General features: G+C 52.8%; 20 protein-coding genes. 19 read left to right on the top strand and 1 reads right to left on the bottom strand.

What is annotated here, in order from left to right:
* Positions 1-64: 64 nt before the first annotated feature.
* The 3 genes from IEY39_RS03465 to IEY39_RS03455 are packed head-to-tail and all read left to right on the top strand — an operon-like array spanning position 65 to position 3,697.
* A complete protein-coding gene (locus IEY39_RS03465; protein WP_188928563.1) occupies positions 65-559 on the top strand; it encodes an LEA/WHy family protein in 495 nt (164 codons plus the stop codon).
* An 11-nt stretch (positions 560-570) separates the two neighbouring features.
* Positions 571-2,085 carry a lipopolysaccharide biosynthesis protein gene (locus IEY39_RS03460; protein ID WP_188928561.1) on the top strand — a complete coding sequence of 505 codons (1,515 nt, stop codon included), beginning with the start codon at positions 571-573 and terminating at the stop codon, positions 2,083-2,085.
* A 22-nt stretch (positions 2,086-2,107) separates the two neighbouring features.
* On the top strand, positions 2,108-3,697 hold the full coding sequence (locus tag IEY39_RS03455; protein ID WP_188928559.1) for a peptide chain release factor 3: 1,590 nt from the start codon (positions 2,108-2,110) through the stop codon (positions 3,695-3,697).
* 10 nt (positions 3,698-3,707) lie between these two features.
* On the opposite strand, the gene purB is transcribed toward IEY39_RS03455, so the two are convergent.
* Positions 3,708-5,054, bottom strand: coding sequence for an adenylosuccinate lyase (gene purB / locus IEY39_RS03450; protein ID WP_188928557.1), 1,347 nt, complete (start codon positions 5,052-5,054; stop codon positions 3,708-3,710).
* 35 nt (positions 5,055-5,089) lie between these two features.
* Between purB and IEY39_RS03445 the strand changes: the two genes are divergently transcribed.
* From IEY39_RS03445 to hutH, 16 genes are read left to right on the top strand one after another with little or no spacing between them, the layout of a single operon-like run.
* Positions 5,090-5,869, top strand: coding sequence for a menaquinone biosynthetic enzyme MqnA/MqnD family protein (locus IEY39_RS03445; protein ID WP_188928555.1), 780 nt, complete (start codon positions 5,090-5,092; stop codon positions 5,867-5,869).
* On the top strand, positions 5,866-6,642 hold the full coding sequence (gene rfbF, locus IEY39_RS03440) for a glucose-1-phosphate cytidylyltransferase (protein ID WP_188928553.1): 777 nt from the start codon (positions 5,866-5,868) through the stop codon (positions 6,640-6,642). Before IEY39_RS03445 ends, rfbF begins: the two co-directional genes overlap by 4 nt.
* Positions 6,627-7,700, top strand: coding sequence for a CDP-glucose 4,6-dehydratase (gene rfbG / locus IEY39_RS03435; RefSeq protein WP_188928551.1), 1,074 nt, complete (start codon positions 6,627-6,629; stop codon positions 7,698-7,700). Before rfbF ends, rfbG begins: the two co-directional genes overlap by 16 nt.
* On the top strand, positions 7,697-8,245 hold the full coding sequence (gene rfbC / locus IEY39_RS03430) for a dTDP-4-dehydrorhamnose 3,5-epimerase (RefSeq protein WP_188928549.1): 549 nt from the start codon (positions 7,697-7,699) through the stop codon (positions 8,243-8,245). Before rfbG ends, rfbC begins: the two co-directional genes overlap by 4 nt.
* Positions 8,246-8,247: 2 nt before the next feature.
* Complete coding sequence (locus IEY39_RS03425; RefSeq protein ID WP_188928547.1) at positions 8,248-9,474, top strand: class I SAM-dependent methyltransferase; 1,227 nt, start codon at positions 8,248-8,250, stop codon at positions 9,472-9,474.
* 7 nt (positions 9,475-9,481) lie between these two features.
* Entirely contained in the window at positions 9,482-10,339 is an 858-nt protein-coding gene (locus tag IEY39_RS03420; protein WP_188928545.1) for an NAD-dependent epimerase/dehydratase family protein, read from the top strand.
* Complete coding sequence (locus tag IEY39_RS03415) at positions 10,332-11,066, top strand: cephalosporin hydroxylase family protein (protein WP_188928543.1); 735 nt, start codon at positions 10,332-10,334, stop codon at positions 11,064-11,066. The genes IEY39_RS03420 and IEY39_RS03415 overlap by 8 nt, the downstream gene beginning before the upstream one ends.
* A complete protein-coding gene (locus IEY39_RS03410) occupies positions 11,063-12,139 on the top strand; it encodes a glycosyltransferase family 2 protein (RefSeq protein ID WP_188928541.1) in 1,077 nt (358 codons plus the stop codon). Before IEY39_RS03415 ends, IEY39_RS03410 begins: the two co-directional genes overlap by 4 nt.
* On the top strand, positions 12,136-13,047 hold the full coding sequence (locus IEY39_RS03405) for a glycosyltransferase family 2 protein (protein WP_188928539.1): 912 nt from the start codon (positions 12,136-12,138) through the stop codon (positions 13,045-13,047). The genes IEY39_RS03410 and IEY39_RS03405 overlap by 4 nt, the downstream gene beginning before the upstream one ends.
* The gene (locus IEY39_RS03400) at positions 13,047-14,048 is read left to right on the top strand and encodes a glycosyltransferase family 2 protein (RefSeq protein WP_188928537.1); all 1,002 of its coding nucleotides are present in this window, start codon (positions 13,047-13,049) and stop codon (positions 14,046-14,048) included. The genes IEY39_RS03405 and IEY39_RS03400 overlap by 1 nt, the downstream gene beginning before the upstream one ends.
* The gene (locus tag IEY39_RS03395) at positions 14,045-16,999 is read left to right on the top strand and encodes a sensor histidine kinase (protein ID WP_188928535.1); all 2,955 of its coding nucleotides are present in this window, start codon (positions 14,045-14,047) and stop codon (positions 16,997-16,999) included. The genes IEY39_RS03400 and IEY39_RS03395 overlap by 4 nt, the downstream gene beginning before the upstream one ends.
* Positions 16,974-17,720: a LytR/AlgR family response regulator transcription factor gene (locus tag IEY39_RS03390; RefSeq protein ID WP_188928533.1), complete on the top strand. Its 747-nt coding sequence runs from the start codon at positions 16,974-16,976 to the stop codon at positions 17,718-17,720. The genes IEY39_RS03395 and IEY39_RS03390 overlap by 26 nt, the downstream gene beginning before the upstream one ends.
* Positions 17,721-17,732: 12 nt before the next feature.
* A complete protein-coding gene (locus tag IEY39_RS03385) occupies positions 17,733-20,654 on the top strand; it encodes a sensor histidine kinase (protein WP_188928531.1) in 2,922 nt (973 codons plus the stop codon).
* Between the two features lie 7 nt (positions 20,655-20,661).
* On the top strand, positions 20,662-23,577 hold the full coding sequence (locus tag IEY39_RS03380) for a sensor histidine kinase (RefSeq protein WP_188928529.1): 2,916 nt from the start codon (positions 20,662-20,664) through the stop codon (positions 23,575-23,577).
* Position 23,578: 1 nt separating this feature from the next.
* Positions 23,579-24,325, top strand: coding sequence for a LytR/AlgR family response regulator transcription factor (locus IEY39_RS03375; protein WP_188928527.1), 747 nt, complete (start codon positions 23,579-23,581; stop codon positions 24,323-24,325).
* 53 nt (positions 24,326-24,378) lie between these two features.
* On the top strand, positions 24,379-25,947 hold the full coding sequence (gene hutH, locus IEY39_RS03370) for a histidine ammonia-lyase (RefSeq protein WP_188928525.1): 1,569 nt from the start codon (positions 24,379-24,381) through the stop codon (positions 25,945-25,947).
* Positions 25,948-25,957 lie beyond the last annotated feature (10 nt).

Genomic DNA, 25,957 nt, shown 5'->3' with positions numbered 1-25,957 from the left:
GGCTTTGTTTCCAGAAAGGTAGGTAATATTCAGGAATTACCTAAATGCCCCTTATCTTGCAGGTATGCAATACTTCACCATCACCAGGGAAAAATTGAAACTGGCGGGGATAGCCGTTATGATCCTTTGGGCGGCAGGATGCCGGCAACCGGAGGCCCCGGAATATTACGGATTTCGTGATGTACAGGTGGCCAGGGCGCCCGGTGGCCAGACGACCCTCGCCACGACGGTGAAACTCTACAATCCTAATCCATACAATCTCGAGTTGAAACGGGCCGAAGTAGATGTATTGATCAACGGGAAACATGCCGGTCATTCTATCCTCGACTCCCCGCTGTTGATCCCGCGCAAGGATACCTTCTATGTGCCCGTGGCCGTCCAGATAGATATGCGCAGCCTTTTCAGCAACGCCCTGTCCCTGCTCCAGAGCGGGCAGGTAAACGTCGCCCTCGACGGCAGGGTCAAAGTGAAAAAAGGCTGGGTGACCTTCAACCGGCCCTTCCATTATGAGAGCAAAGAGGATCTCAACTCCCTGCTGCCATCCGGATCAGGATTTTAAAATGCATGCCCATGAGCACTATCCGCCGGCAGAGTATCATTTCATCAGGCGTCGTCTATATTGGTTTTGCCCTGGGTGCTTTGAATAACCTGCTGTTCGCAAAATGGCTGCCGCCCGATGAGAACGGACTGGTCATCGGGATGTTCGTCGCCATTGGCAATATCATGTATCCCATCGCCACCTTCGGGATGCCTTCCTTTATCAATAAATTTTATCCTTATTACAAAGCCAATTTGAAAGACCGGGACGACGACATGATGAGCGTCGCCCTGTTGCTTACCCTGGGCGCCTTTCTGCTGGTGATAGCTGCCGGGTTGGTCTTCCAGCCTCTTGTGATCCGGAAGTTTGGGAACAACTCCGCGCTGCTGGTGCACTACTACTACTGGATATTCCCGTTTGGCCTTGGACTGAGCCTGCTGTATGTGCTGGAAGCCTTTGGCTGGCAGTTGAAGCGCAGCATACTCACCAATTTTCTGCGCGAACTGCTGTGGCGGGCGCTTAATACCGTGCTGATCGTGCTGCTCTTCCTCGGCGTCCTCCGCAGTCATGATGCCTTTATCAAGCTTTATTCCCTGAATTATCTGTGGGTCGCCGGCATCCTGCTGGTTTTCCTGCTGCGCAAAAAAGAATTGCATTTTGTCTTTCGCATCAGCAGGGTGACAAAAAAATTCCTCCCGAAGGTGAAGAGCCTGATATTGCTGGCATGGTCTGCCGGCATCATTCTCAATCTGTCGATGTACTTTGCGCAGCCGGTGATAGGCGCCGTCGTCGCAGGTGGACTGTCGGCCGTCGCGGTATTCACCATCGGGCAATTTATCGCCAGCCTCGTCATGGCTCCCCAGCGTGCGGTTGCTGCTGCGGCCATCGGCCCCTTGTCGCAGGCCTGGCGGGATGGGGATCACCAACGAATCAGCCGCATCTATCACCGCAGCGCCATCAACCAATTGATCTTTGCTATTGGCATTTTCATCCTCATCGCGATCAATTTCCGGGATGCGATAATGTTCTTTGGGTTGAAACCGGAATACCTGGCGGCCGAAACCGTATTCCTGATCATCGGGCTTAACCGGGTGATCGACATGGGCACAGGGCTGAACACCCAGATCATCGGTACCTCTATCCACTGGCGGCTGGATTTCTGGACGGGAATGATCCTCGTTTCCCTGACCATTCCCCTCAACTATATCCTGGCCAAACGCTATGGCATCATCGGACCCGCCATCGCCGATCTTATCACCTTCGGATTGTATAATACCATTCGCTGTCTCTTTCTCTACCGTAAATACCAGATGAACCCTTTCGATCGCCGGACGCTGATTGCCCTGCTGCTGGGAATAGCCCTTTACTATGGATGCCGTTTGCTTTTTGGTGGATACAGCGGGTTTGGCTGGATGGTCCTCCGGTCGGTGGTTTTTAGTGCGCTGTACGGCGGCAGCATACTGCTGTTTCGCCTCTCGGACGACGTAATTCCGGTATGGAATACGGTGAAGAAAAGGTTGGGTTTACGCAGCGCCCCTACGCGCTAATTTTTGTACCTTTGCGCACTTTATGCGATATACCAACGAGATCAATAAACGCAAGACGTTTGCCATCATATCCCACCCCGATGCCGGGAAAACGACCCTGACGGAGAAATTCCTCCTGTTCGGCGGCGCCATCCAGACCGCGGGGGCCGTCAAGAGCAACAAGATCAAGAAACACGCGACCAGTGACTTTATGGAGATAGAGCGCCAGAGGGGTATCTCGGTTGCTACTTCCGTCATGAGCTTTGAATACAAGGGGGTGCTGATCAACCTCCTGGATACTCCCGGTCACAAGGACTTTGCAGAAGACACGTACCGCACCCTTACGGCCGTAGACAGTGTCATTCTCGTCATCGACAGCGTCAATGGGGTGGAAGCTCAGACCCGGCGATTGATGGAGGTCTGCCGGATGCGGGATACCCCCGTCATCGTCTTTATCAACAAGATGGACCGGGATGGCAAAAACCGCTTCGATCTGCTGGAAGAGGTTGAAAAAGAGCTGAATATACAACTGCACCCCATGACCTGGCCTATCAACAGCGGGAAGGATTTCAAGGGTGTATACAACCTCTACGATAAGAACCTGGTCCTTTTCACCGCCAATACGAAGGCCGTAGATGAGGACGATCTGATCAGGTTTGACCGGCTGGACAACAGTCTGCTGGATGAAAAGCTGGGGGAGAAGGACGCCATGGTCCTGAGGGAGGACGTGGAGCTGGTGGATGGCGTTCATGGACAGCTCAACGTAGCCGACTACCTGCAAGGTAAGGTGGCGCCGGTGTTCTTTGGCAGCGCCATCAACAATTTCGGGGTGAGGGAGATGCTGGACACCTTTATCCGTATCGCCCCGGTGCCTCGCGGACGGGAAACCTCCAAGCGGCACCTGGCCGCGGATGAGGACAAATTCAGCGGTTTTGTCTTTAAGATCCATGCCAACCTCGACCCCAAGCACCGCGACCGCATCGCTTTCCTGCGGGTGTGCAGCGGTCGCTTTGAAAGAAACAAATACTTCCATCATGTACGCCTGGACAAGGATGTCCGGTTCAGCAACCCATATACCTTTCTTGCGCGGGATAAGGACGTGATCGAAGAAGCCTACCCCGGAGATGTCGTGGGGCTGTTCGATACCGGCAACTTTAAGATCGGGGATACCCTCACCGAAGGAGAGGACTTCTATTTCACCGGCATTCCCTCCTTCTCACCGGAAATTTTTAAGGAGGTGGTGAATAGAGACCCGATGAAAACCAAGCAATTGGAGAAAGGGCTGCTACAGCTCACCGACGAGGGTGTCGCCCAGCTGTTCACCCAGTTTGGCGGCAACAAGAAGATCATCGGTTGTGTCGGCGAATTGCAGTTCGAGGTGATCCAATACCGGCTGTTGCACGAATACGGCGCTTCCGTACAATTCAATGCGCAGCCTTTCTACAAGGCCTGCTGGATCACAAGCAAGGACGCCAAAAAGCTGGATGACTTCACCCGGTTTAAAAATGCCAACATCGCGGTGGATAAAGATGGTTTCCTGGTTTATCTCGCTCAAAGCGAATGGTTCCTGAATACGGAAAGGACCAATAATCCCGAGATCGAATTCCATTTCACTTCGGAGATCCATAAATAGGGCAGCATCGCTAAACGGTGATGCCTGTATAGTTGAAGGGGGTGATCTTCTTCAATTCCTTTTTTAAGGTGGCCGATATCTTCAGTCCGTCAATAAAGCTATGGATGGATTGTTTGGTGATGCCTTCCTGTCCCCTGGTCAGCTCCTTGAGGGCCTCGTAGGGTTTCGGGTAGTTCTCCCTGCGCAGGACGGTTTGTATGGCTTCGGCTACGACGGCCCAGTTGTTCTCCAGATCCTGGATGATCCGCTCTTTGTTCAGCACCAGCTTGTCCAGCCCCTTCTCGATGGATTTCAGGGCGAGGATCGTGTGTGCGAAGGGGACGCCGATGTTGCGCAGCACGGTGGAGTCCGTAAGGTCACGTTGCAGCCGGCTGACGGGCAGCTTGGCGGCGAAGTGTTCGAACAAGGCGTTGGCGACCCCCAGATTTCCTTCTGCATTTTCAAAGTCGATGGGGTTCACCTTATGCGGCATGGCGGAAGACCCTATTTCTCCTTTTTTTACCTTTTGTTTGAAATAATCCATGGAGACATAGGTCCAGATATCGCGGCAAAAGTCGATGAGGATGGTGTTGATGCGCCGGATGGCATCGAAATGCGCCGCCAGATTATCGTAGTGCTCTATCTGTGTCGTATACTGCTGTCGTTGAAGCCCCAGGGTTCCTTCCACGAACTCATCGCCTAATTTGGCCCAGTCCTTATCGGGGAAGGCCACGTAGTGCGCATTGAAATTACCCGTCGCACCACCGAACTTGGCCGAAAAGGGAACCTGGATCAGCAGCTCTACCTGGTCTTCCAGCCGCTCGATAAAGACAAGGATCTCCTTCCCCAGGCGGGTAGGGCTGGCTGGTTGGCCATGGGTACGGGCCAGCATGGGGATGTCTTTCCACTCCCTGGCCAGCACTTCCAGTTGCCGCTTGAGATTGAGCAATCCCGGGAGATATTCGAACTCCACCGCATGTTTCCATAAAAGGGGAATGGCGGTATTATTAATGTCCTGTGAGGTCAGACCGAAATGGATCCATTCTTCCGGCAGCGGATTGTCCGTCTTTTGGTCTTTGAGCCGGGCTTTCAGGAAATATTCCACCGCTTTCACATCATGGTTGGTGGTCTTCTCGGTTTGTTTGATCCATTGGGCATCCTCGAGGCTGAAAGCTGATGCTGCCTCCTGCAGCCGCTTTCTGCTGGCGGTATCCAGCGAAAAGAAGCGTTTCCTGGCCAGGAAAAGGAAATATTCCACCTCCACCAATACCCGATACCGGATGAGGGCATATTCCGAAAAATAATCATCCAGGTGCTGCACCTGGTGACGGTATCGCCCGTCGATAGGGGATATTGCCGTGAGCGAATTCAATTCCATATTCGTAACTTCGCGGCAAAATTAATATAAAGGAATTGGACAGAAAAATACGAGTGGGCGCAGTTAGCTATTTGAATACAAAGCCGTTGCTTTACGGCATCGAAAGGGCATCCGTCGCAAAGGACATAGAATTGATCATCGACTATCCTTCCCGTATTGCGACCATGCTGCTGAATGACGAAATAGATATGGGGCTGGTACCGGTGGCCATCATCCCCCAGATGCAGGAATATTATATCAATGGAGACTGGTGCATCGGCAGCAACGGCAATGTTGCATCCGTTTGTCTGTTTTGTGAAACGCCCATCGAAAAGGTGGAACGTGTTCTCCTCGACTATCAAAGCCGTACTTCGGTGCAGCTGGCGCGGGTGTTGCTGAAGGAATATTGGAAGATCAGTCCCGAACTGGTCGATGGTGGCAAGGACTTTCGCGATCATATCAAAGGCGCCACTGCCGGCGTCGTCATCGGCGACCGGGCACTCGAACAGCGCCATCGTTCGCCCTACATCTACGATCTGGCGGAAGCCTGGAAAGCACTCACCGGTCTGCCCTTTGTTTTTGCCGCATGGATCAGCAACAAACGGCTCGATGCTGATTTTATAAAGGCATTCGACGAAGCTAACCGGCAAGGCGTCCTGCACCTCGATGAGGTAGTAGCTGCCAACCCTTACCCCTACTTTTCCCTTCACGATTATTTTACCAAACACCTCGATTACCGGCTGGATGCCGCCAAACGCAAGGGGTTGCAGCTATTCCTGCAATACCTTGAAGAAATACAATTAGATTTGTCTCCAATCTTGAATCGTCACGTATGAAAGTCGTCATTTTCGCAGGCGGACTGGGCACCCGGATCGCAGAGGAAACGGATACCCGGCCGAAACCCATGGTGGAGATAGGAGGAAAGCCGATGCTGTGGCATATTATGAAGATCTATAGCCATTATGGGTTCAATGATTTCATTGTGTGTCTTGGATATAAGGGTTTTTTGATCAAGGAATACTTTATGCAGTATTTTTTGCATAATTCGGACATTACTATCGAGCTGGGCAGCAATAAATTAGACGTTCATTACACCAATACCGATCCATTTAAAGTGACGCTTATCGATACCGGACTGTCGACCAAGACGGCTGGAAGACTCAAGCGGGTTAAACAGTATGTGGGAGATGAAGATTTTATGCTCACCTATGGCGACGGGGTATCGAATATCGATATACCCGAGCTTCTCCGGTTTCATCAGTCACATGGAAAGGTGGCAACAGTGACGGCTATCCAGCCTGAAGCCCGGTTCGGAGGAATGGAGCTGGGGGAAAATGGCATCGTCAGGACGTTCAAGGAAAAACCAAAGGGCGACGGAAAGTGGATCAACGGCGGCTTTTTCGTGCTCCGCCCGGAAGTATTTCGTTATCTGGACGGGGATATGGACGCGATGATGTGGGAAGATGATCCGATGGAACAGCTCTCTCACGACGGGGAGCTAATGGCGTATAAACATACCGGATTCTGGAAATGCATGGATGCTATGCGGGACAAACTGGAGCTGGAGGCATTATGGCAAAAAAATCAGGCGAAATGGAAACTCTGGTGACCTTTCGCGAGCTGAGCGATGCCTACCGGGGCAAACGGGTTTTTATAACCGGGCACACGGGTTTCAAAGGCGCCTGGCTGATGGCAGTTCTTCATCTGGCCGGAGCCGGGATCAAGGGGTATGCTCTCGCGCCGGAATATGAGAACGGTCTCTTCGACATCCTGGGCCCTCTTCCCGGTGTCGATTCCTGCCTGGCCGATATCCGCGATAAAGACCGGTTGAAGGCGGAGATGCTGGCCTTTCAGCCGGATTATGTTTTCCATCTTGCCGCGCAACCGCTGGTGCGCAGGTCATATGAAATGCCGGCCGATACTTTCGATATCAATGTTACCGGCACCGCCCATGTGCTGGAAGCGGTGATGGCGCTCGAAAAACCTTGCAGCGTCGTAGCTGTTACGACAGATAAGGTCTATGAGAACAAGGAAACGGGTGTCCTGTATAAAGAAAGCGATGCGCTGGGGGGACACGATCCTTATAGTGCGAGTAAGGCCTGCGCCGAACTGGTCATCAGCTCTTTCAGGAATTGTTTTTTCTCTCCCTCCACCTCCCGGGGACTTGCCAGCGCCCGTGCAGGGAATGTTATCGGCGGCGGTGACTGGAGTCGCGACCGGATCATCCCCGACACAGCCCGGTCGCTGTTAAGCGGCCGGACGATAGAAGTGCGTAATCCGGTCTCTGTTCGTCCCTGGCAGCATGTCCTGGAGCCCCTCGGCGGATATCTGCGGCTGGCGATCCTCTTGCATCGGGATGCCCGCCGTTATGCAAAAGCCTATAATTTCGGCCCTTTGCCGCAGGACCATCTGTCGGTAAAAGATCTGGTCGAGACAGCTATCGCCACCTGGGGGCAGGGGGCCTGGAAGGATATTTCTTCGGCGGAAGCGCCGCATGAGGCGGGGCTGCTCAAACTCGATATTACGATGGCAAGGGAAGAGCTGTACTGGACGCCCCGGCTCGACGCACGGCAGGCCATTCAATGGGCATTGGAATGGTACCGGCAACCTGTCGGTCGCCAGGCTGAATACACTTTCCAACAAATCAAATCCTATTTCCCCGCATGATCTTCACCGCCACACGGCTCACCGGGGCCTTTGTCATAGAACTCCAACCGTATACCGACGAGCGGGGCTGGTTCGCACGTTTTTACTGCAAGAACGAGTTCGGCCAGCACATCGGTCATACAAAGGAGTGGGTACAATTGAATCATTCGATATCCTATCGCAAAGGGACGATCAGGGGAATGCATTTTCAACATCCGCCCTACCGGGAGATCAAGATGGTCAGATGTATCGCCGGCGCCGTGTTCGATGTGATCGTCGACCTTCGCCGGGATTCGCCTACCTTCCTTCAGTGGACTGGTGTCGAACTGTCTGCAACCAATAACCGGATGTTGTATATCCCGGAAGGCTTTGCCCATGGATTCCAGACGCTGGAAGAGAACAGCGCCCTCCTCTATCATCATACGGAATATTATACCCCTGAAGCGGAAGGCGGATTTCGCCACGATGACCCGGCTTTTGCGATAGAATGGCCTTTGTCCGTCAGCAGCATCTCTGCAAGGGACTCCGGTCATCCATTCGTCGATAATAATTTCAAAGGAATCTGATTATGCAATGTAGATTTTGTAAGACAGTACTAAAGGATGTATTTATTGACCTGGTGAACTCGCCTGCTTCCAATTCTTTTCTCAGCCCGGAGCAGCTGAACGAACCAGAGGTATTCTATCCGTTGAAGGTCTACACCTGCCCTGCCTGTTTCCTTGTACAGATCGACGAATACAAGAAATCCGACGCTATCTTCAACAGCGAATACGTATATTTCTCGTCTTTCTCTACCAGTTGGCTGGAACATTCCCGGAAATATACCGATACCATGACGGAGCGTTTTGGTCTCAACGACCGGAGCCTGGTCGTCGAGCTGGCTTCCAATGATGGATATTTGTTGCAGTATTTCAAAGAGAAAAGAGTTCCGGTGCTGGGTATCGAACCGACGGCCAACACGGCAAAGGTTGCCATGGAAAAGGGGATCGACACGGTAGTCGATTTCTTCGGGGTTCGCCTGGCCGCCAGGCTGGCAAAGGAGAATAAAAAGGCCGACCTGCTGCTGGGCAATAACGTGCTCGCTCATGTGCCGGACATCGTTGACTTTGTCGCCGGGATGAAATTGCTGCTAAACGAGACGGGTGTCATTACGATGGAGTTCCCCCATCTGATGCAACTGGTGGACAATAATCAGTTCGATACCATCTACCATGAACATTTTTCCTATCTCTCCTTCTACACCGTCCAAAAGATCTTCCGGTCACAGGGACTCGAACTATTCGATGTAGAGGAATTGCCTACGCACGGCGGCTCCCTCCGCATCTATGCCGGTCATGCGGAAGACAAAAGCAAGACCATCTCTGCCCGGGTCGCAGCGTTGCTGGAAAAAGAAGCGGGGAAGGGGATGACCACGCTTGCTTACTATGACCATTTCCAGGCAAAGGCCCTGGAAGTAAAAATGGCGCTAACCGCCTTTCTCATCGAACAGAAGAAGGCTGGTAAAAGAGTGGTGGCATACGGAGCCGCGGCCAAGGGCAATACCCTGCTCAACTACTGCGGCATCAAGAACGACCTGCTGGAATATGTGGTGGACCGCAATCCGCACAAACAAAATAAATGGCTGCCCGCCAGTCATATCCCCGTGGTGGCGGAAGCCCGGCTGAAGGATGACCGGCCGGATTTCGTGCTGCTGCTGCCCTGGAATCTGCGCGACGAGATCACCAAACAACTGGCTTACATCAGGGACTGGGGCGGGAAATTCGTCATTCCCATTCCCTGCCTCGAAATCATTTGATCCCATTATGGAAAGAATACTGGTCACCGGAGCGACGGGGTTCATCGGCGGGTATGTGATCCGCCGCTTGCTGCAGGATGGCTGTTCGGTCATCGCTACTTCCGCTCATCCCGAACGGGCGCAGGAACAACCCTGGTTTGGGGAAGTAGAATACATTCCCTTCGATCTCGCCCGGATCGATGCGGCTGCCGATCTCTTTCAACTGCTGGGTAAGCCTCACCGGATGATCCATCTGGCCTGGGAGGGCCTGCCCAACTATCGTTCGGCTTTCCACCTGGAAGAGAACCTGCCGCGGCATCGCGCCTTTCTGGCCAACCTCGTCGGACATGGCCTGAGCGATCTCACGGTCACCGGAACATGCCTGGAATATGGGATGCAGGAAGGATGTCTTTCTGAACAGCTGCCTGCCGAGCCCGGTAATCCCTATGCACAGGCCAAGGACCAGCTACGCCATTTCCTGGAGCACCTGGGTAAAGAACACTCCTTTCTACTGAAATGGGTGAGATTATTTTACATTTATGGCAAGGGGCAAAATCCGAATTCCTTATTTTCGCAATTGGACAAGGCATTGGCCAATGGAGATAAGGTATTCAATATGAGCAAGGGCGAGCAGGTGAGGGACTATCTCCCGGTGGAGAAGGTAGCGGAATACATCGTAAAGATAGCCCGTCAGGATAAGGTGAGCGGCATCGTCAATTGTTGCAGCGGCTTACCGGTTACCGTGAGACAGCTGGTGGAAGACCACCTGCGGCGAAGCCAGCGATCGATCGACCTGAACCTCGGCTATTATGCTTACCCCGACTATGAACCCTTCCGGTTTTGGGGCGATGCGTCCAAACTAAAAACTATCATACAGCATGAGTAATCCGATCTTGCAATTTATCGAGGAAAGCCGGCAGCGTGTAGCAGACAATGGCTCCAACGAAGCGCTCCGGAGTGCCGCCGAAGGCTTTAATGTGGCATCCAACAAGGCGCAGTACTCGTATAATTTTTCCTGGATGGGTCGTCCTATTATCCAATATCCGCAGGATATGATCGCTATGCAGGAGATCATCTGGGAGATAAAACCCGATCTGATCATCGAGACCGGTATCGCCCACGGCGGCTCGCTTATTTATTACGCTTCCCTGCTCGAACTCATTGGCAAAGGGAAGGTTTTGGGGATCGACATCGATATCCGGGAGCATAACCGGAAGGAGATCGAAAACCATCCGATGTACAAAAGGATCGAGATGATCCAAGGCTCTTCCATCGCCCCGGAGACGATCGAAAAAGTAAGGTCGTTTGCAAAAGACTACAATACGATCATCGTAGTACTGGACTCCAATCACACCCATGATCATGTTCTCCGCGAACTGGAGGCCTATGCGTCGCTGGTATCTGTGGGGTCCTATGTTGTCGTGTTTGATACGATAGTGGAATTTATGCCCGACGGCTACCTGCCCGGCCGGCCCTGGAAAAAGGGCGACAACCCCTGGAGCGCGGCCCAGGAGTTTCTCCGGCAGAACAGGAATTTTGAGATCGATCGCGCCATCCAGAACAAATTGCTGATAAGTGTAGCGCCCGACGGATACCTGAAAAGACTCCGATGACAGACAAGAATAGTATGCCGCCTCTTCACAATGGCAGACCATGGGTCAGTTTCTGTATGAGCACCTATCGGCGCGCCGGCTTTCTCCGCAAAACCCTGGCGTTGATAAGGATGCAGACCTTCACCGACTTCGAGGTGGTGATCTCCGACAACGATCCGGAAGAAAGCGCCGCATCGGTGGTAGGGGAGTTGCAGGATCCGCGTTTCCGGTATTACCCCAACAAAGCAAATCTTGGGATGGTAGCCAGCTTCAACAAGAGCATCGAAAGGTCAAGGGGCGAATTCATCGTCATGATCACCGATGACGATCCTGTATATCCGGAGATGCTGCAGGTGCTGCACGATCTTACCATCCAATATCCGGGCTATGGAATGTACATTGGCGGCCATGACACTTTCTTCGGTGGCCTCCTGCAGGCGAGGATGGCAAAAGCGCATGTCGGAATGAATTCCAGTCTTTCCGACTGGGAATTGGGGGCAGTGAAGACTTTCAGCCCCGGGGAGTTTCCCCTGGCTTTCCTCGATGGCCGGTTTTCCGGCGGGCTTCTATGGTCGGTTGCGATCGTAAAGCGGGAGATAGCGCTTTCCATTGGCGGCTTTCCGGATTATGGCACTCCGCATCTGGCCGATTGCAGTTATCTTCTTTTGAGCGGATCGAGAGCCGGCTGCGTCCATATCAATACCTCCCTTGGCAACCGGGCGATCCACGATGACAATTACAGCTATTCGTCAGCCAATTATGAGAGTATCTACAAGGCTCCGGAAGGTTTTATCCGCTGGACAGAGGAGCGGATGCCCTCCGGGAGTATCACGCCGGAAATCCGGCAGGCGATCACCCATTACATCGGCAGGGATATGACGGTATATGCCATCTCCATAAAGAAGATGCACCAAACCCTTGGAGTAAAAAGCCCCGAGTTTGAACAATTCAGGCGCCGGTTCTTCCGGCTGGCGCCAATGCGGAAATGGCGGCGGAAATACTTTATCTCGGTGAATTATCCCAACCTGTTCGAACTGTTCCTGGACTTTCGCAAGGTGCTCTTTCCTCCAAAGATCAAAATCCCGGGTAAATGAGCAGGCCATTGATCTCCATCATCACCGTCGTTTTTAATGGGGCCGCTACCCTGGAGACGACGATCGCCAGCGTCATAAATCAGACCTGGAAGGAGATAGAATATATCGTTGTCGATGGTGGATCGACGGACGGGACCCTCGCCCTCCTGGATAAATACAAAGACCAGATCACCTTATGGGTCAGCGAACCGGATAAGGGAGTATATGACGCCATGAACAAAGGGGTCCGGATGGCCAGGGGGGAGTGGCTTTATTTTCTCGGCAGTGACGACTGGCTGTACAAGGATACCGTTGTTGCGGCCCTTTTCGAGGAACCGGCCAACAGGGACTGCCATCTGCTGTATGGCAACGTCATCAGTCCCAGCTATAAAGGTCTGTATGACGGCCCTTTCACGCTGGAAAAATTGCTGAGCAGGAATGTCTCGCACCAGGCTGCATTCTACAGAAAGGAACTCTTTCAACGGCTCGGTGAATTTAACCTGCAGTATAGGCTGCACGCCGACTGGGATTTCAATCTGCGATGCTTTACTGCTGAATGGGTAAAGACAAAATTTGTGGCTGTTTGCATAGCCGAATTTGGCGCGGAAGGCATCAGCAGCAGCCATGATGTCCCTTTTCTGCGCGCGAGGCTGATCCCGGAGAAGCTGCACTGGCTTGACAAAAGAGGTACCCGAACCCTCAGGCGGATTGCCGACTATGACGAGTGGTGGAGATTTCTTCGCAATGCGCGGATAAGGGACGAAAAGGAATTGGAGCAGGCGGCGGGCCAGCAGTCACTGCCGGTGGCGATCGGGCGGATGATCCGGTGGCAGCGCATCTTCTCTCCCCGGCTTTTGCGCATTGGCGTCTTTTCCAAAGCATGGATGTTGGGAAGTTATTTGTCTAACAGATTAACCGGAAGCCTGTAATGTCGCTCAGCATTATCATCGTCAATTACAAGTCGACCCGCCTGGTGCTGGACTGCCTGGAGCATCTCTACAGGGGCGCCGAAGCGCGGGAATTCGAAGTGCTGGTGGTGGACAATGCATCTGGCGACGACGGCCGGCAAGTCATCACTTCCGCATTCCCCCGGATCAGCTGGATCGGGATGAGCTATAACTCCGGGTTTGCGCGCGCCAACAATGAAGGGATACGACAGGCTACCGGAGACGCTATCCTCCTGTTGAATGGGGACACACTTCCGGACGCAACGGTGATCGAAACCTGTTATCGCCGGCTAATGGCATCACCTTATGCAGCTGCCGGGGTTCAGCTGCTGAACGCCGATGGAACCCATCAGATATCCGGCAATTATTTCATGAAAGGAGGGCTCAACTACCTGTTGCCCTTGCCATACCTGGGACCGCTGATCAAACGAGCAGGGGAATGGTTCCGGGTAGAGGCTCCGCACGTGGCAGATACCGACGCCCTCATCGAGGTGGATTGGATCAATGGCGCCTTCCTCATGGTCAGGCGCAGCACCATCGATCAGGCGGGTCTGCTCGACGAAGATTTTTTCCTTTATGCGGAAGAGGCCGAATGGTGCTCCAGGATACGAAAGACCGGCCGCCTTTGTCTCTATGGCGACCTGAAAGTGGTACACCTGCAAGGTGAGACGGCCAACCAGACTTTTGGTTCCGATGGCAAGGGGTATTACAACCTCTACGACCGTAAAGGGTTGCAGATTATGTTATCCAACTTCGTCCGGATACGCAAGCAGTTTGGGGCCGGCTGGTTCCTCGTTCAATTATTTTTTTACCTGGTGGAAATACCCGTCTTCTTCTGTGGAGTAATCCTGTCCCGCCTTGGTAAGAGACCTTATAGGTATTCATGGACTCAGTGTCGAAACTATTGTAAAAACGTAGGGGTAGTCGTGTCCAAAACTCCTGTCATCCTCCGAAATAAACCTTATTTTTATAAGGTCTTATGAAGGATGCCTTGTTCCTCACGAGCTTACTCTCCCTGTTGCTGCCTGTCTGCTCCTTTTCTCAGGAGTACAGCTATACGCATTATGATGTCTCGGCCGGACTGGCCGGTTCTGTTGTTTATTGTATCACCCAGGATAAGGATGGATTCATTTGGGTAGGCACCGAAACCGGCGTCAGCCGTTTTGACGGTACGCATTTCCGGAATTTTACTACGGTGGACGGATTGCCGGATATCGAAGTGCTGATCATGTTCACGGACACGCGGGGGCGGGTCTGGATGGCGCCCTTCAGCAAATCGGTCTGCTATTATTACAAGGGAAAGATCTACAACCAGGATAACGATCCCTTCTTACATGATCTTCATTTTACCGGGAATGTTCAATCTTTTGCCGAAGATGCGGCGGGCAATATCCTCATCCAGGAGAGTTCGGCCCTTCACCTGCTGGGCCCCGACGGTCACTGCACAGAAGTGGATTCCATTCATCACAGGCCGCTTGTTCTCTCCGATGCAGCCACTTGCAGCCGGGACGGGAATTTCCTCGTACAGGAAATGGATTCCATCTATGAATACCGGAAGGGCGTCTTCACGACCCTGGCCGGTTTGACCGCCTCCGCCTCAATAATACCGAACTACATCTGCCTCAGCGGTGATATGGTCGTATGGAGAACCCGCTATATGAAGACGGTGGCCCGGTCGCTGATCACCGGAGAGGTCTGGCAGGTCCCCCATCCCCCCAGGAGTGACTGGCATGTGTCATATACCGTCCTGGACGATACCCTCATCTATATCAATCAAGGTACCGGGACTACCGAATACGATCTGCGCGGGCGTCGTACCAGGCGGTTCCTGCCGGGAGTAGAGATATCGCGTGTCTTTCGTGACGACGACGGTAACACCTGGTTCACGACCATCGGCCAGGGCATCTACCGGCTGAATTCCGACGCTTTCCGTAAATTCATTCTCCGGCAACCGCAATCCGGTTTATGTTCGGTATTCTCGATCAAAAAGATCGGCGATCAACTCCTGGTGGGGACCAACCGCAACAGTATCTTCCGGTTCCACGTGCCCGATCTTACTAATCTGGGTGTCCGATTCCTACCCAGGGAGCAATTAAAACGCATTCTCTATATCGATACGCTTAGCGATGGAAGGATGCTCTACGGCTCTGATTTTTCGCTGGAGGCCTGGACCCGGCGGCCGCGGCCGCAGTTGGAATCCGACGTAAACGTAAAGGGTGGCTGGCTGAAGAACGACCGGCAATTGCTTGTGGCCAGTAGCCGGGGCGCCTTCCTGATCGATCTCCGGTCTTTCCGGATAGTGGATACCCTCTGCAAGGAACGGACAACAACCCTTTATTACCACAAGGACACTACCTATATCGGTACGCTGAACGGTCTCTATCGCCTGACGGGTGATCACCAGAACCAATTTTTGGGTAAGGACATCCCCTTCCTGCGGAAGCGGATAGCCGCCATCGTCGAATCGAATTCCGGCATCGTATGGATCGCCTCTTATGACGAAGCCGGCATCGTCGGGATAAAGGATGGCCGGGTCGTCCGCAGGATCGGCCAGCAACAGGGACTCACCAGCGATCTATGCCGGACCCTGACCCTGCAGAACGATTACCTATGGGTGGGTACCGATAAAGGGTTGAACCGGATCGATCTCGCTCATTCCGACAGGCCGATCGTCCAATACACGGCCTATGATGGCCTGGCATCCAACGTGATCAATACTGTTTGCGTGGATAGCCCGATGGTATACGTCGGGACACCCGCCGGATTAAGCGCCTTCAATTCATCGAAGGCGGACGATGCAGGCCGCTGCCGGCTCTCGTGGCTGGACATCACCGTTTCCGGTGCCGGCAGGATGGGCGATACGAATCATCTACAGCTGTCCTTCAGGGGAAACAATATCCATTTCGAATATGCCGGCATTTCCTACCGGTCGGCAGACAATATTACCTATGAGTACCGGTTGGCCGGACTGGATACCGCCTGGAGAACCACCCGTCAGACTTTCCTGGATTATCCCACCCTCCCGTCCGGGGAATATGACCTGCAGATAACGGCTATCAACAAGTCCGGCGTCCACAGCCGGCCTTTATCCCTGCATTTTGTGGTGGCGACCCCTTTCTGGCGGACGGCCTGGTTCATCGTTTCCGTCCTGGTCTGCGTTGTCGCCCTAACCTGGGTGGTGGCGGCCGTTCGGATAAAACGCTTCCGAACCCGGCAGCTGGAAGAACAGCTGCTGGTTCGCAAAATGAGCGAGATGAAGCATATGGCCCTTCAGTCGCAGATGAACCCCCATTTCATCTTCAATTGTCTCAATTCCATCCAGCAATTCATTTTCGATCAGGATATCTTTTCGGCCAATCGCTATATCACCGGGTTTTCCCAGCTGATCCGGGCGACCTTACAGCATTCCAGCCAATCCTTTATCCCGCTGGCGGAAGAGATCAACTACCTTTCCACCTACCTTTCCCTGGAAAAGCTGCGATTCAAGGATAAAATGAATTATTCGATCGAGACGGAAGAAGGTATCGACACGGCGATGGTGATGATCCCGCCGATGATCGTACAGCCCTATGTGGAGAACAGTGTGCGTCATGGCCTCCGGCATAAGCAGGATGGAAAGGGCCATATCCGGATACACATCAGGTCTTCACCGGACAGCCTCATCTTTGTAGTAGAGGACAACGGCATCGGCAGAGAGAAAGCCGCGGGCTACAAAACCGTTGAACACATCGAATACCAGTCCAGGGGTACGGCGCTGACGGCAGAGCGCATCGGGTTGATGAATACGCTCTACGGCGAAGGCATCGGAGTCGAGATTGTCGACCTTTCATACGAGGATGGCCGGCCGGCCGGCACCCGGGTGGTGCTGAGATTTCCATTATTTGTAACAACCCTTAAAAAAGATAAGTATGATCCGAACCGTCTTGGTAGATGACGAAGTGGATAGTATCAGAACGTTAGAGACCTTGCTGGGGACATATTGTCCGCAGGTGAGTATTGTCGGCAAGGCCACCGGGGTGGAACAGGCCATCGGGATGATCCGGGAGACGAAACCCGATCTCGCCTTGCTGGACATCGAAATGTCACAGGGTAACGCCTTCGATCTGCTGAATCAGTTGCAGCCGGTGGACTTCAAGATCATCTTTGTCACGGCTTTTGATAATTATGCTATCCGGGCCTTTAAATACAGTGCGGTCGATTACCTGCTCAAGCCCGTCAATATCGACGACCTGCGAAAGGCGATCGTCAGGGCCCAGGAGAAGCCGGGGGTAAAGGATCTGACGCAGCAAATGAAGATACTGCTGGAGAATTTCGGCGACCTTCAGTTAGCCCAGCAAAGAATAGCGCTGACTACTGTCAGCGGTCTGATCTTTGTCCCCCTGCAGGATATCATTCGCCTGGAGGCTATCGGAAAACGTACTACAGTCTATCTCAACAACGGCAAATCCATCGTGGCTTTACGGGCGATCAAGGACTATGAGGATATTCTGCCGGAGGCGACCTTCTTCCGCATCCACACTGCTCATATCATCAATTTTTCCCGGATCAAAGCCTACCAGAAGGGGAGGGGCGGGGTGGTTATCATGGAAGACGACAGCGTTATCGAAGTCGCCAGCCGCCGAAGAGAGGAATTCCTGAGTAAATTATTGAAATAACCATTGTCACCTGTGCTGAACCGAATTGCCTGCCCGTTGATCATTGTGCTGCTCCTGGCCTGCTGTTCAGGCTTATGCCAGGAATACACTTATACGCACTATAATGTCCCGGATGGCCTGGCTGGGTCTACTGTATACTGTATCACCCAGGACAGGGATGGGTTTATCTGGTTGGGCACCGAAACAGGCGTCAGCCGTTTCGACGGCACGCATTTCAGGAATTTCACTACCGCAGATGGTCTGCCGGATATTGAAGTGCTGCAGATGTATGGAGATTCGAGGGGCCGGGTTTGGATGGCGCCTTTCCGGAAATCGGTGTGCTTTTATTATAAGGGCATGATCCACGATCAGAAGAATGATCCGGTGTTACGACAGCTGCATCTGGGGGAAACCGTCGATAATTTCGCCGAGGATGCTGCCGGTGATATCCTGATACAACAGCGCACCTCCCTCTATGTGATCGACAACCAGGGACGTGCGGTACGATACGATTCCATAAATGGCCGGCCCATCCGGGATTGTATAGCCGCCTGCCGCAGCCGGTCGGGTCATTTCAATATCGAGATGGCGGGACAGGTCTACGAATTGACTGTGAATAGGTTCAGGCCCGTTTCCTCGATGGCCATTCAAAAGGACTATGCCTCTCCAAATATGGTCGCCATGAACAGGGACTGGGTATTATGGATATCACCGAGGTACGAATGTGTCATACACTCCTTCCGGGATGGCCGGGAGATGAACCGCACATGGGCACGTCCCTACTTTCAGCACATCGCTTTTTCCCTCGTCGGGGACAGCCTGCTCTTCACCAATGAAGCTACCGGCGCCCTGGAATATAATCTCTACACCGGCGAGAGCAAACGATTGCTGCCAGGCCAGCCGGTATCCAGGGCATTCAGAGACGAATCGGGCAACCTTTGGTTCTCTACGATGGGGCAGGGCATATTCCGGTTGAATTCCAATATCCGAATGATACCCATCCACACTGGTCGCACCAACAACCCTTCTATTCATGCCATCAGCCTGTTTGGTGATGATCTTTTGATCGGGGATGACCATAATTCGCTGCTCAGTGTCAATGTACGGAATCTTAAGGTGGAAGATCGTAGTCCGCGGCCGAATTTCAAGAACCGTATCCTTTTTATTGACACTGTCGCCGAGAGGTGGCTTATCGGTTCGGATTTTGGTGTGTCGCTGATAAGCCGGAAGGCGACTAATCTCAATGCGGCAATAGGCGGCGGCTTCAAATCGATATGTAAGAAAGCCAATGGCGATCTGCTTGTCGGCTTCAGTTGGGGTGCGGCGTTGTTGGACGGACGTAGCTTGAGGTTGATCGATACCCTTTGGCGGGAAAGGACGACTGCTGTCTTTGCCCGGCGCGATACTGCTTATATCGGGACGCTCAACGGGTTGTACCGGGTAGATCCCGACTGTTCGGTTAAATACCTTGGAGAGAAGACCCGATTCCTCCAACAACGCATTGCTGCCATGGCGGCTGACAGTACGGGCATGCTATGGATCGCCTCTTATGATGGTGGCATCATCGGCTACAGGAAGGATAGCGTCATCGTCACCCTTACCCGGCAACAGGGACTTACGAGCAATATCTGCAGAAACCTGTTCCTGAGAGGCAACAGGCTTTGGGTGGGTACGGACAAGGGGCTGAATGTTATCCGGCTGGACAAACCGGGGTATCCCATCACCCAATACACGTCAAAGGACGGGCTGCCTTCGGATATCATCAATGTTGTCTACGCGGACAGTTCGATGGTTTATGTGGGGACGCCTGCCGGGCTCTGCTTTTTCGATGCGTCGAAGCCGAATGTGAGTGAGGACTGCCGGTTACGTCTTTTGTCCGTGTTGAATGAGAACAGAAACAAGATAGATGACACGGCATCCTTGTCCATTCCCTATAAAGACAAGTTTCTCCGGCTGGAATTTGCAGGCATTTCCTACCGGTCGGTAGGAGATATTACCTATCACTATCGCATGCTGGGTCTTGACAGCATCTGGCGGGAGACGAAAGAGACTTTCCTGGAATATCCCACGCTGCCATCCGGCAATTACGTGTTTCAATTGTCGGCTGTGAACAAATTTGGCATCAGCAGCCCGCTGCTGACCTTGCCCTTTGACGTCGCCACCCCGTTCTGGTTGACGACATGGTTCAGGCTGCTTTGCCTGGCAGTCTTCCTCCTGCTGGTTTGGTTGCTGGTTTCCTGGCGTATCCGGACCATCCGGCGCAGGCAGGACGAAAAAATGCAACTCACCGCGAGGATCGTGGATGCCGAACGCGTAGCCCTCCAGGCACAGATGAATCCTCACTTTCTTTTCAATTGTCTCAACTCTATCCAGCATTATGTCTTTTCCCAGGATATTTATGCGGCCAATAAATATATCGCCGGATTTGCCCGGCTTGTCCGGAGTACCTTGCAACATTCAACCGATTCCTTTATCCTTCTTTCCGATGAGATCAGCTACCTCAATACCTACCTGTCACTGGAAAAGTTGCGGTTTAAGGAGAAAATGGATTATCTTATAGAAGTAGACCCTGACATTGACAAGGACGACTATGTCCTGCCACCTATGCTGATACAACCCTTTGTAGAGAATAGTATGCGACACGGTCTCCGCCATAAGACGGATGGCCAGGGCCTTATCCGGCTCCGGTTCAAGAAGGCGGACGCCGGGTTGGTGGTGATCGTAGAAGACAACGGTATTGGCCGGCAGAAGGCCGCAACCTTCAAGACCCCGCAACATATCGAATACCAATCGAAGGGGATGTCCCTCACCGGGGACCGCATCAGCATGCTGAATACAAAATACAACAACAATATCCGCCTATCCGTCACCGATCTGAAAGATGCCGGGGGAGAGGCGGCGGGCACGCAGGTGGTGCTGGAATTCCCATTATTTTATGAACCCGCAGAGAAATAAAAATTAGATGAGCCGCAATTGCCGGATGATCCTTGCTTTCCTCTTGTTCTGTTACTGGCCGGCTATGGGCCAGGAATACAGTTACAACCATTATGATATCCAGGATGGGTTGGCAGGTTCTACGGTATATTGCATTACGCAGGATAAGGACGGGTTCATCTGGGTAGGTACCGAAACGGGCGTAAGCCGGTTCGATGGTACACATTTCAAGAATTTTACTACCGACGATGGTCTTCCGGACATCGAGATCATTCAGCTGTTCGGGGATTCAAAGGGCCGGGTATGGATGGCGCCTTTCCGGAAATCTGTTTGTTATTATTATAAGGGTAAGATCCATAACCAGGATAATGACTCCGTATTGCGGAAATTAACCCTGGAAGGGGTTACCTACAATTTTGCGGAAGATGCTGCGGGCGATATCCTGATCCAGCAACAGACTTCCCTCTGTGTCATCGATACGCAAGGCCACGCGTTGCGATTAGACTCGGTCGACGGGCGACCCATCCGGAATTGTATTGTGGCCAGCCGCAGCAGGGCGGGCAATTTTAATATCCAGGTGCAGGGGACGGCTTACGAGTTGACAGGGACCCATTTCCGGCGTATCGCTCAGACACAAATCCGGGATTCCATAGCGCCCCTCGTCGCCTTAAGCCCCAGCTGGCTGGTGGCCCGGCGATCGTTGGACGAATTCGTCATCCATTCCCTCGCGGATGGCCGGGAGATACGTCTTCCTTTCGAAGGTAAGCCCTATAGGCATATTTTCTATTGCATCCTGGAGGATAGCCTGCTATTTACCAATAAAACCACCGGCGCCCTGCAGTATAATTTATATTCAGGGGAAAGCAAACAGTATTTGCCGGGACTACCGGTTTCCAGGGAATTCAGGGATGAATCGGGTGATCTTTGGTTCTGTACAATGGGACAGGGCATCTATCGATTGAACTCCAATATCAGAACGATCACCATACCGTCCAGCGCTGGTAAATACTCCTCGATCCATGCCATTGTCCGGATCGGCAACGATATCTGGGTTGGGAATAACCAGAATTTGTTATTCGGGTTCCATATGCCTGATCTGCGGCTGACGAACAACCCGGTTACCACGAACTATAGTAACCGGGTATTATTTATCGACACCGTCGGTGACAAACTGATATATGGTTCGGATTATGGTTTCGTGTGGATGGGGCGGAAGACCTTTCGTGAAATAACAAATAGGCCGGGTGGTATCAAGTCGGTCTGTAAGAAAGCCAACAGTGATCTGCTTGTCGGCTACAACTGGGGTGCGGCAGTGTTTTCCGGACGTAGCTTGAGGATAATCGATACCCTTTGGCGGGAAAGAACGACTGCTGTCTTTGCCCGGTACGATACTGCTTATATCGGGACGCTCAACGGGTTGTACCGGGTGCATCCCGACCGTTCGGTAAGCTATCTGGGTGGAAAAGCTGCATTTTTCCGCCAGCGCATCACCGCCATGGCAGGTGAAAGCACCGGCATGATATGGGTCGCTTCCGGTGGTGGCGGGGTCCTCGGCTACCGCAACGATAGTGTCATCGTAACCCTCACCCGGCAACAGGGGCTTACGAGCAATATCTGCAGAAACCTTTTCCTGAAAGGCGAAAGGCTTTGGGTGGGTACGGACAAGGGGCTGAATGTTATCCGGCTGGACAAACCGGGGTATCCCATCACACAATACACGTCAAAGGACGGGCTGCCTTCGGATATCATCAATGTTGTCTACGCGGACAGTTCGATGGTATATGTGGGGACGCCTGCCGGGCTCAGCTTTTTCGATGCATCGAAGCCGAATGTGAGTGAGGACTGCCGGTTACATCTTTTGTCCGTATTCAATGAGAACAGGAACAAGATAGATGACACGGCATCCCTGTCCATTCCCTATAAAGACAAGTTTCTCCGGCTGGAATTTGCAGCCATTTCCTACCGGTCGGCGGGAGATATTACCTATCACTATCGCATGCTGGGTGTTGACAGTACCTGGCGGGAGACGAAAGAGACTTTCCTGGAATATCCTACGCTGCCATCCGGCAAGTATGAACTCCAGTTGCAAGCCGTCAATAAGTTTGGGTTGAAAAGCGGTGTCCTGTCGTTACGATTTACCGTAGCGACACCCTGGTGGCAATCTGTTTGGCTCTATCTCCTGGTATTGGCGGCATTCCTGCTGCTGACCTGGCTCTTGGTTTCGTTGCTTATCCGGCAGATCCGCAACCGGCAAAAAGAAGCAGAAAAGATCAACCGGCGGATGTCTGAATTGGAGCATATGGCCCTGCAGGCGCAAATGAACCCGCATTTTATTTTCAATTGTCTCAACTCCATCCAGCAATACATCTTCGACCAGGATATTTTTGCTGCCAATAAATATATCGCCGGTTTCTCACGGCTTATCCGGTCGACCTTACAGAACTCCATAAAGGATTTCATCCCTTTAGCCGACGAGATCGACTACCTGTCGGGCTATCTCTCCCTCGAAAAGCTCCGGTTCAAAGAAAAAATGGATTATTACATTGAAGCAGATCCCGAACTGAACAGAGGTCCGTATGTCGTTCCGCCGATGTTGATCCAACCCTATGTGGAAAACAGCATGCGCCATGGTCTTCGTCATAAATTGGAAGGAAGGGGGTACATTCATATCAAATTTCGAAGCTCCGCAAACTGCCTGTTCGTTATTGTAGAAGATAATGGTATCGGCCGCAAAAGGGCGGCCGCCTTTAAGACCCGGGAGCATATTGAATACCAGTCGAAGGGTATGTCTCTCACGGCCGACCGGGTACGGATGATGAATGCCAAGTATAGTGATCCGATTCGTATCGAGGTCGTCGACCTGGAAGATGATGCCGGTCAGGCGACGGGTACCCGTGTGGTCATAGAATTTCCTTTGTTTCACCTTTTCGCAGAAAATGACTAATATGATCAGAACAGTTTTGATTGATGATGAGATCGACAGTATCAGAGTCTTGCAACGCCTCCTCGAAACCTATTGCAAGCAGGTAAGCATCGTAGGCACCGCAAATGGAGTGGAATCCGCCAGGACGCTTATCAGGGAATGTAAACCCGATCTTGTCCTGCTGGATATCGAGATGTCCCAGGGGAATGCATTCGATCTGCTTAACCAGTTGCAGCCATTGGATTTCCAGGTGATCTTCGTGACGGCCTTTGACAACTACGCGGTGAGGGCCTTCAAGTATAGCGCCGTGGATTATCTGCTCAAGCCGGTGGACATCGACGACCTGCGCAATGCCATCGACAGGGTACAGGAAAAGCCGATGTCGCAGGACCTCGCCCAGCAAATGAAGATATTGCTGGAGAATGTGGGCATGCTGCAGCTGTCGCAGCAAAAAATGGCCATCCCTACCATCACCGGATTGACCTTTGTCCCGGTGCAGGATATCCTCCGCTTCGAGGCCAAGGGCAACTATACGACTATCAACCTCTGCAATGGTGAGTCTATAGTCGCAACGCGGACCATAAAGGATTATGAAGATGTGCTCCCGGAGGCCATCTTTTGCCGCATCCATAACTCCCATATCATCAATCTTGCCAGGATCCAAAAATACCAGAAGGGCAGGGGAGGCTCTGTGGTGATGGAAGATGGCAGTGTCATCGAAGTCGCCAGCCGCCGCAGGGAAGAATTTCTGCGCCGGTTGTTAAAATAGCCTGGCGCCCAAGTAGGTAAAAACCAATTATTTTTGTTGGAGAATAACTTTTGATGAATACAACTAACTTTCAGTATGGCAGCGATGTATTGGGAATAGGCACCGTCATCGGGCTGGCATCGGGCTCCCTGCGGGGAAGCTTTTCCCCCGCCGCCGAAAAAAGGATAAGGGCGAGCCAGGCGCAGGTGGCCGATATCGTTAGCCGGCAGAAGACGGTGTACGGTATCAATACGGGCTTTGGGATACTCGCGCATACGAAGATATCCGAAGAAGACACCCGCATCCTGCAACATAAGATCCTGCAAAGTCATAGCGTGGGAGTGGGCGATGCCGTCCCCACCGAAATAGCCCGGATCATGCTGATCACCAAGATCCATGCCCTGGCCCAAGGGTATTCCGGGGTACAATGGGAAACGTTGCAGCGGCTGCTCTGGCATGTGGAGGAAGACGTCATTCCCGTGGTTCCTGAAAAAGGGTCGGTGGGCGCCTCGGGCGACCTGGCCCCGTTGTCGCACCTTTTCCTCCCGCTGATCGGGCTTGGCGAAGTGGTTCACCGGGGTGTCCGCCGTCCAGCCCGCGAGGTATTGGAGCAATATGGCCTGGCGCCGGTGCAGCTTGGCCCAAAAGAGGGACTGGCCCTTATCAATGGGACTCAGTTTATCCTCGCCTACGCCGTCAAGGGAGTACAACGGCTGCATAATTGCCTGGAAGCCGCCGATATCATCGGAGCTATGAGCCTCGAAGCGCTTACGGGTACAAAGGCGCCTTTTGACGAAAGATTACACCGGCTGCGCCCCTATGCCGGCAACAGCCTCGTCGCCCAACGCCTTCGCTTTTTGCTTGGCAACAGTGAGATCATGCAAAGCCATGTAGATTGCGGCCGGGTGCAGGACCCTTACTCCCTGCGTTGTATGCCCCAGGTTCACGGCGCCTCGCGCAATGCCTGGCTACACCTGCGGCAACTGACGGAAGTGGAGTTGAATTCCGTCACCGACAACCCGATCATCCTCGAAGAGGGCGATACCATCAGCGGCGGAAACTTCCATGGTCAGCCGCTGGCCCTGCCCCTGGATTACGCCTGTCTGGCTGCGGCGGAGATCGGCAACATCTCCGACCGGCGCTGCTACCTGCTGCTGGAAGGTAAATGGGGGCTGCCCCTGCTGCTGATGCGCAACGTTGGCCTGAACAGCGGTTTTATGATCCCCCAGTATACCACGGCCGCTCTTGTCACGGAGAATAAAACCCTTTGCTTTCCGGCCAGCGCCGACAGCATCCCCACTTCGCTCGGCCAGGAAGACCATGTCAGCATGGGCAGCATCAGCGGGCGGAAATTGAGCCAGGTGCTGGACAACCTGGAATACATCCTGGCCATAGAATTGATGAGCGCCTGCCAGGCCATTGAATTCCGCCGCCCGCTGAAAAGCAGCGGCATCCTGGAAGCAGCGCATGAATTTGTCCGGAATTTTGTCGGATTTGCCAGCGAAGACCGCATCTTTGCAGAGGATATCCGGCAACTGCATCGCATCATCCGGGATTTTTCCTTTGTCAACTACTGCAACAGGTTTTCCCGGGCATTAGGCATCGAGCTGAATGCCGGTTTTGAAAAAGATTTTGGGATCTGATAAAAATCAC

It is taken from the genome of Puia dinghuensis, from assembly GCF_014642875.1.
Taxonomy (GTDB): domain Bacteria; phylum Bacteroidota; class Bacteroidia; order Chitinophagales; family Chitinophagaceae; genus Puia; species Puia dinghuensis.
Note: the sequence above shows the minus strand (reverse complement) of the source record. Positions and strands in the feature narration are given on the sequence as shown.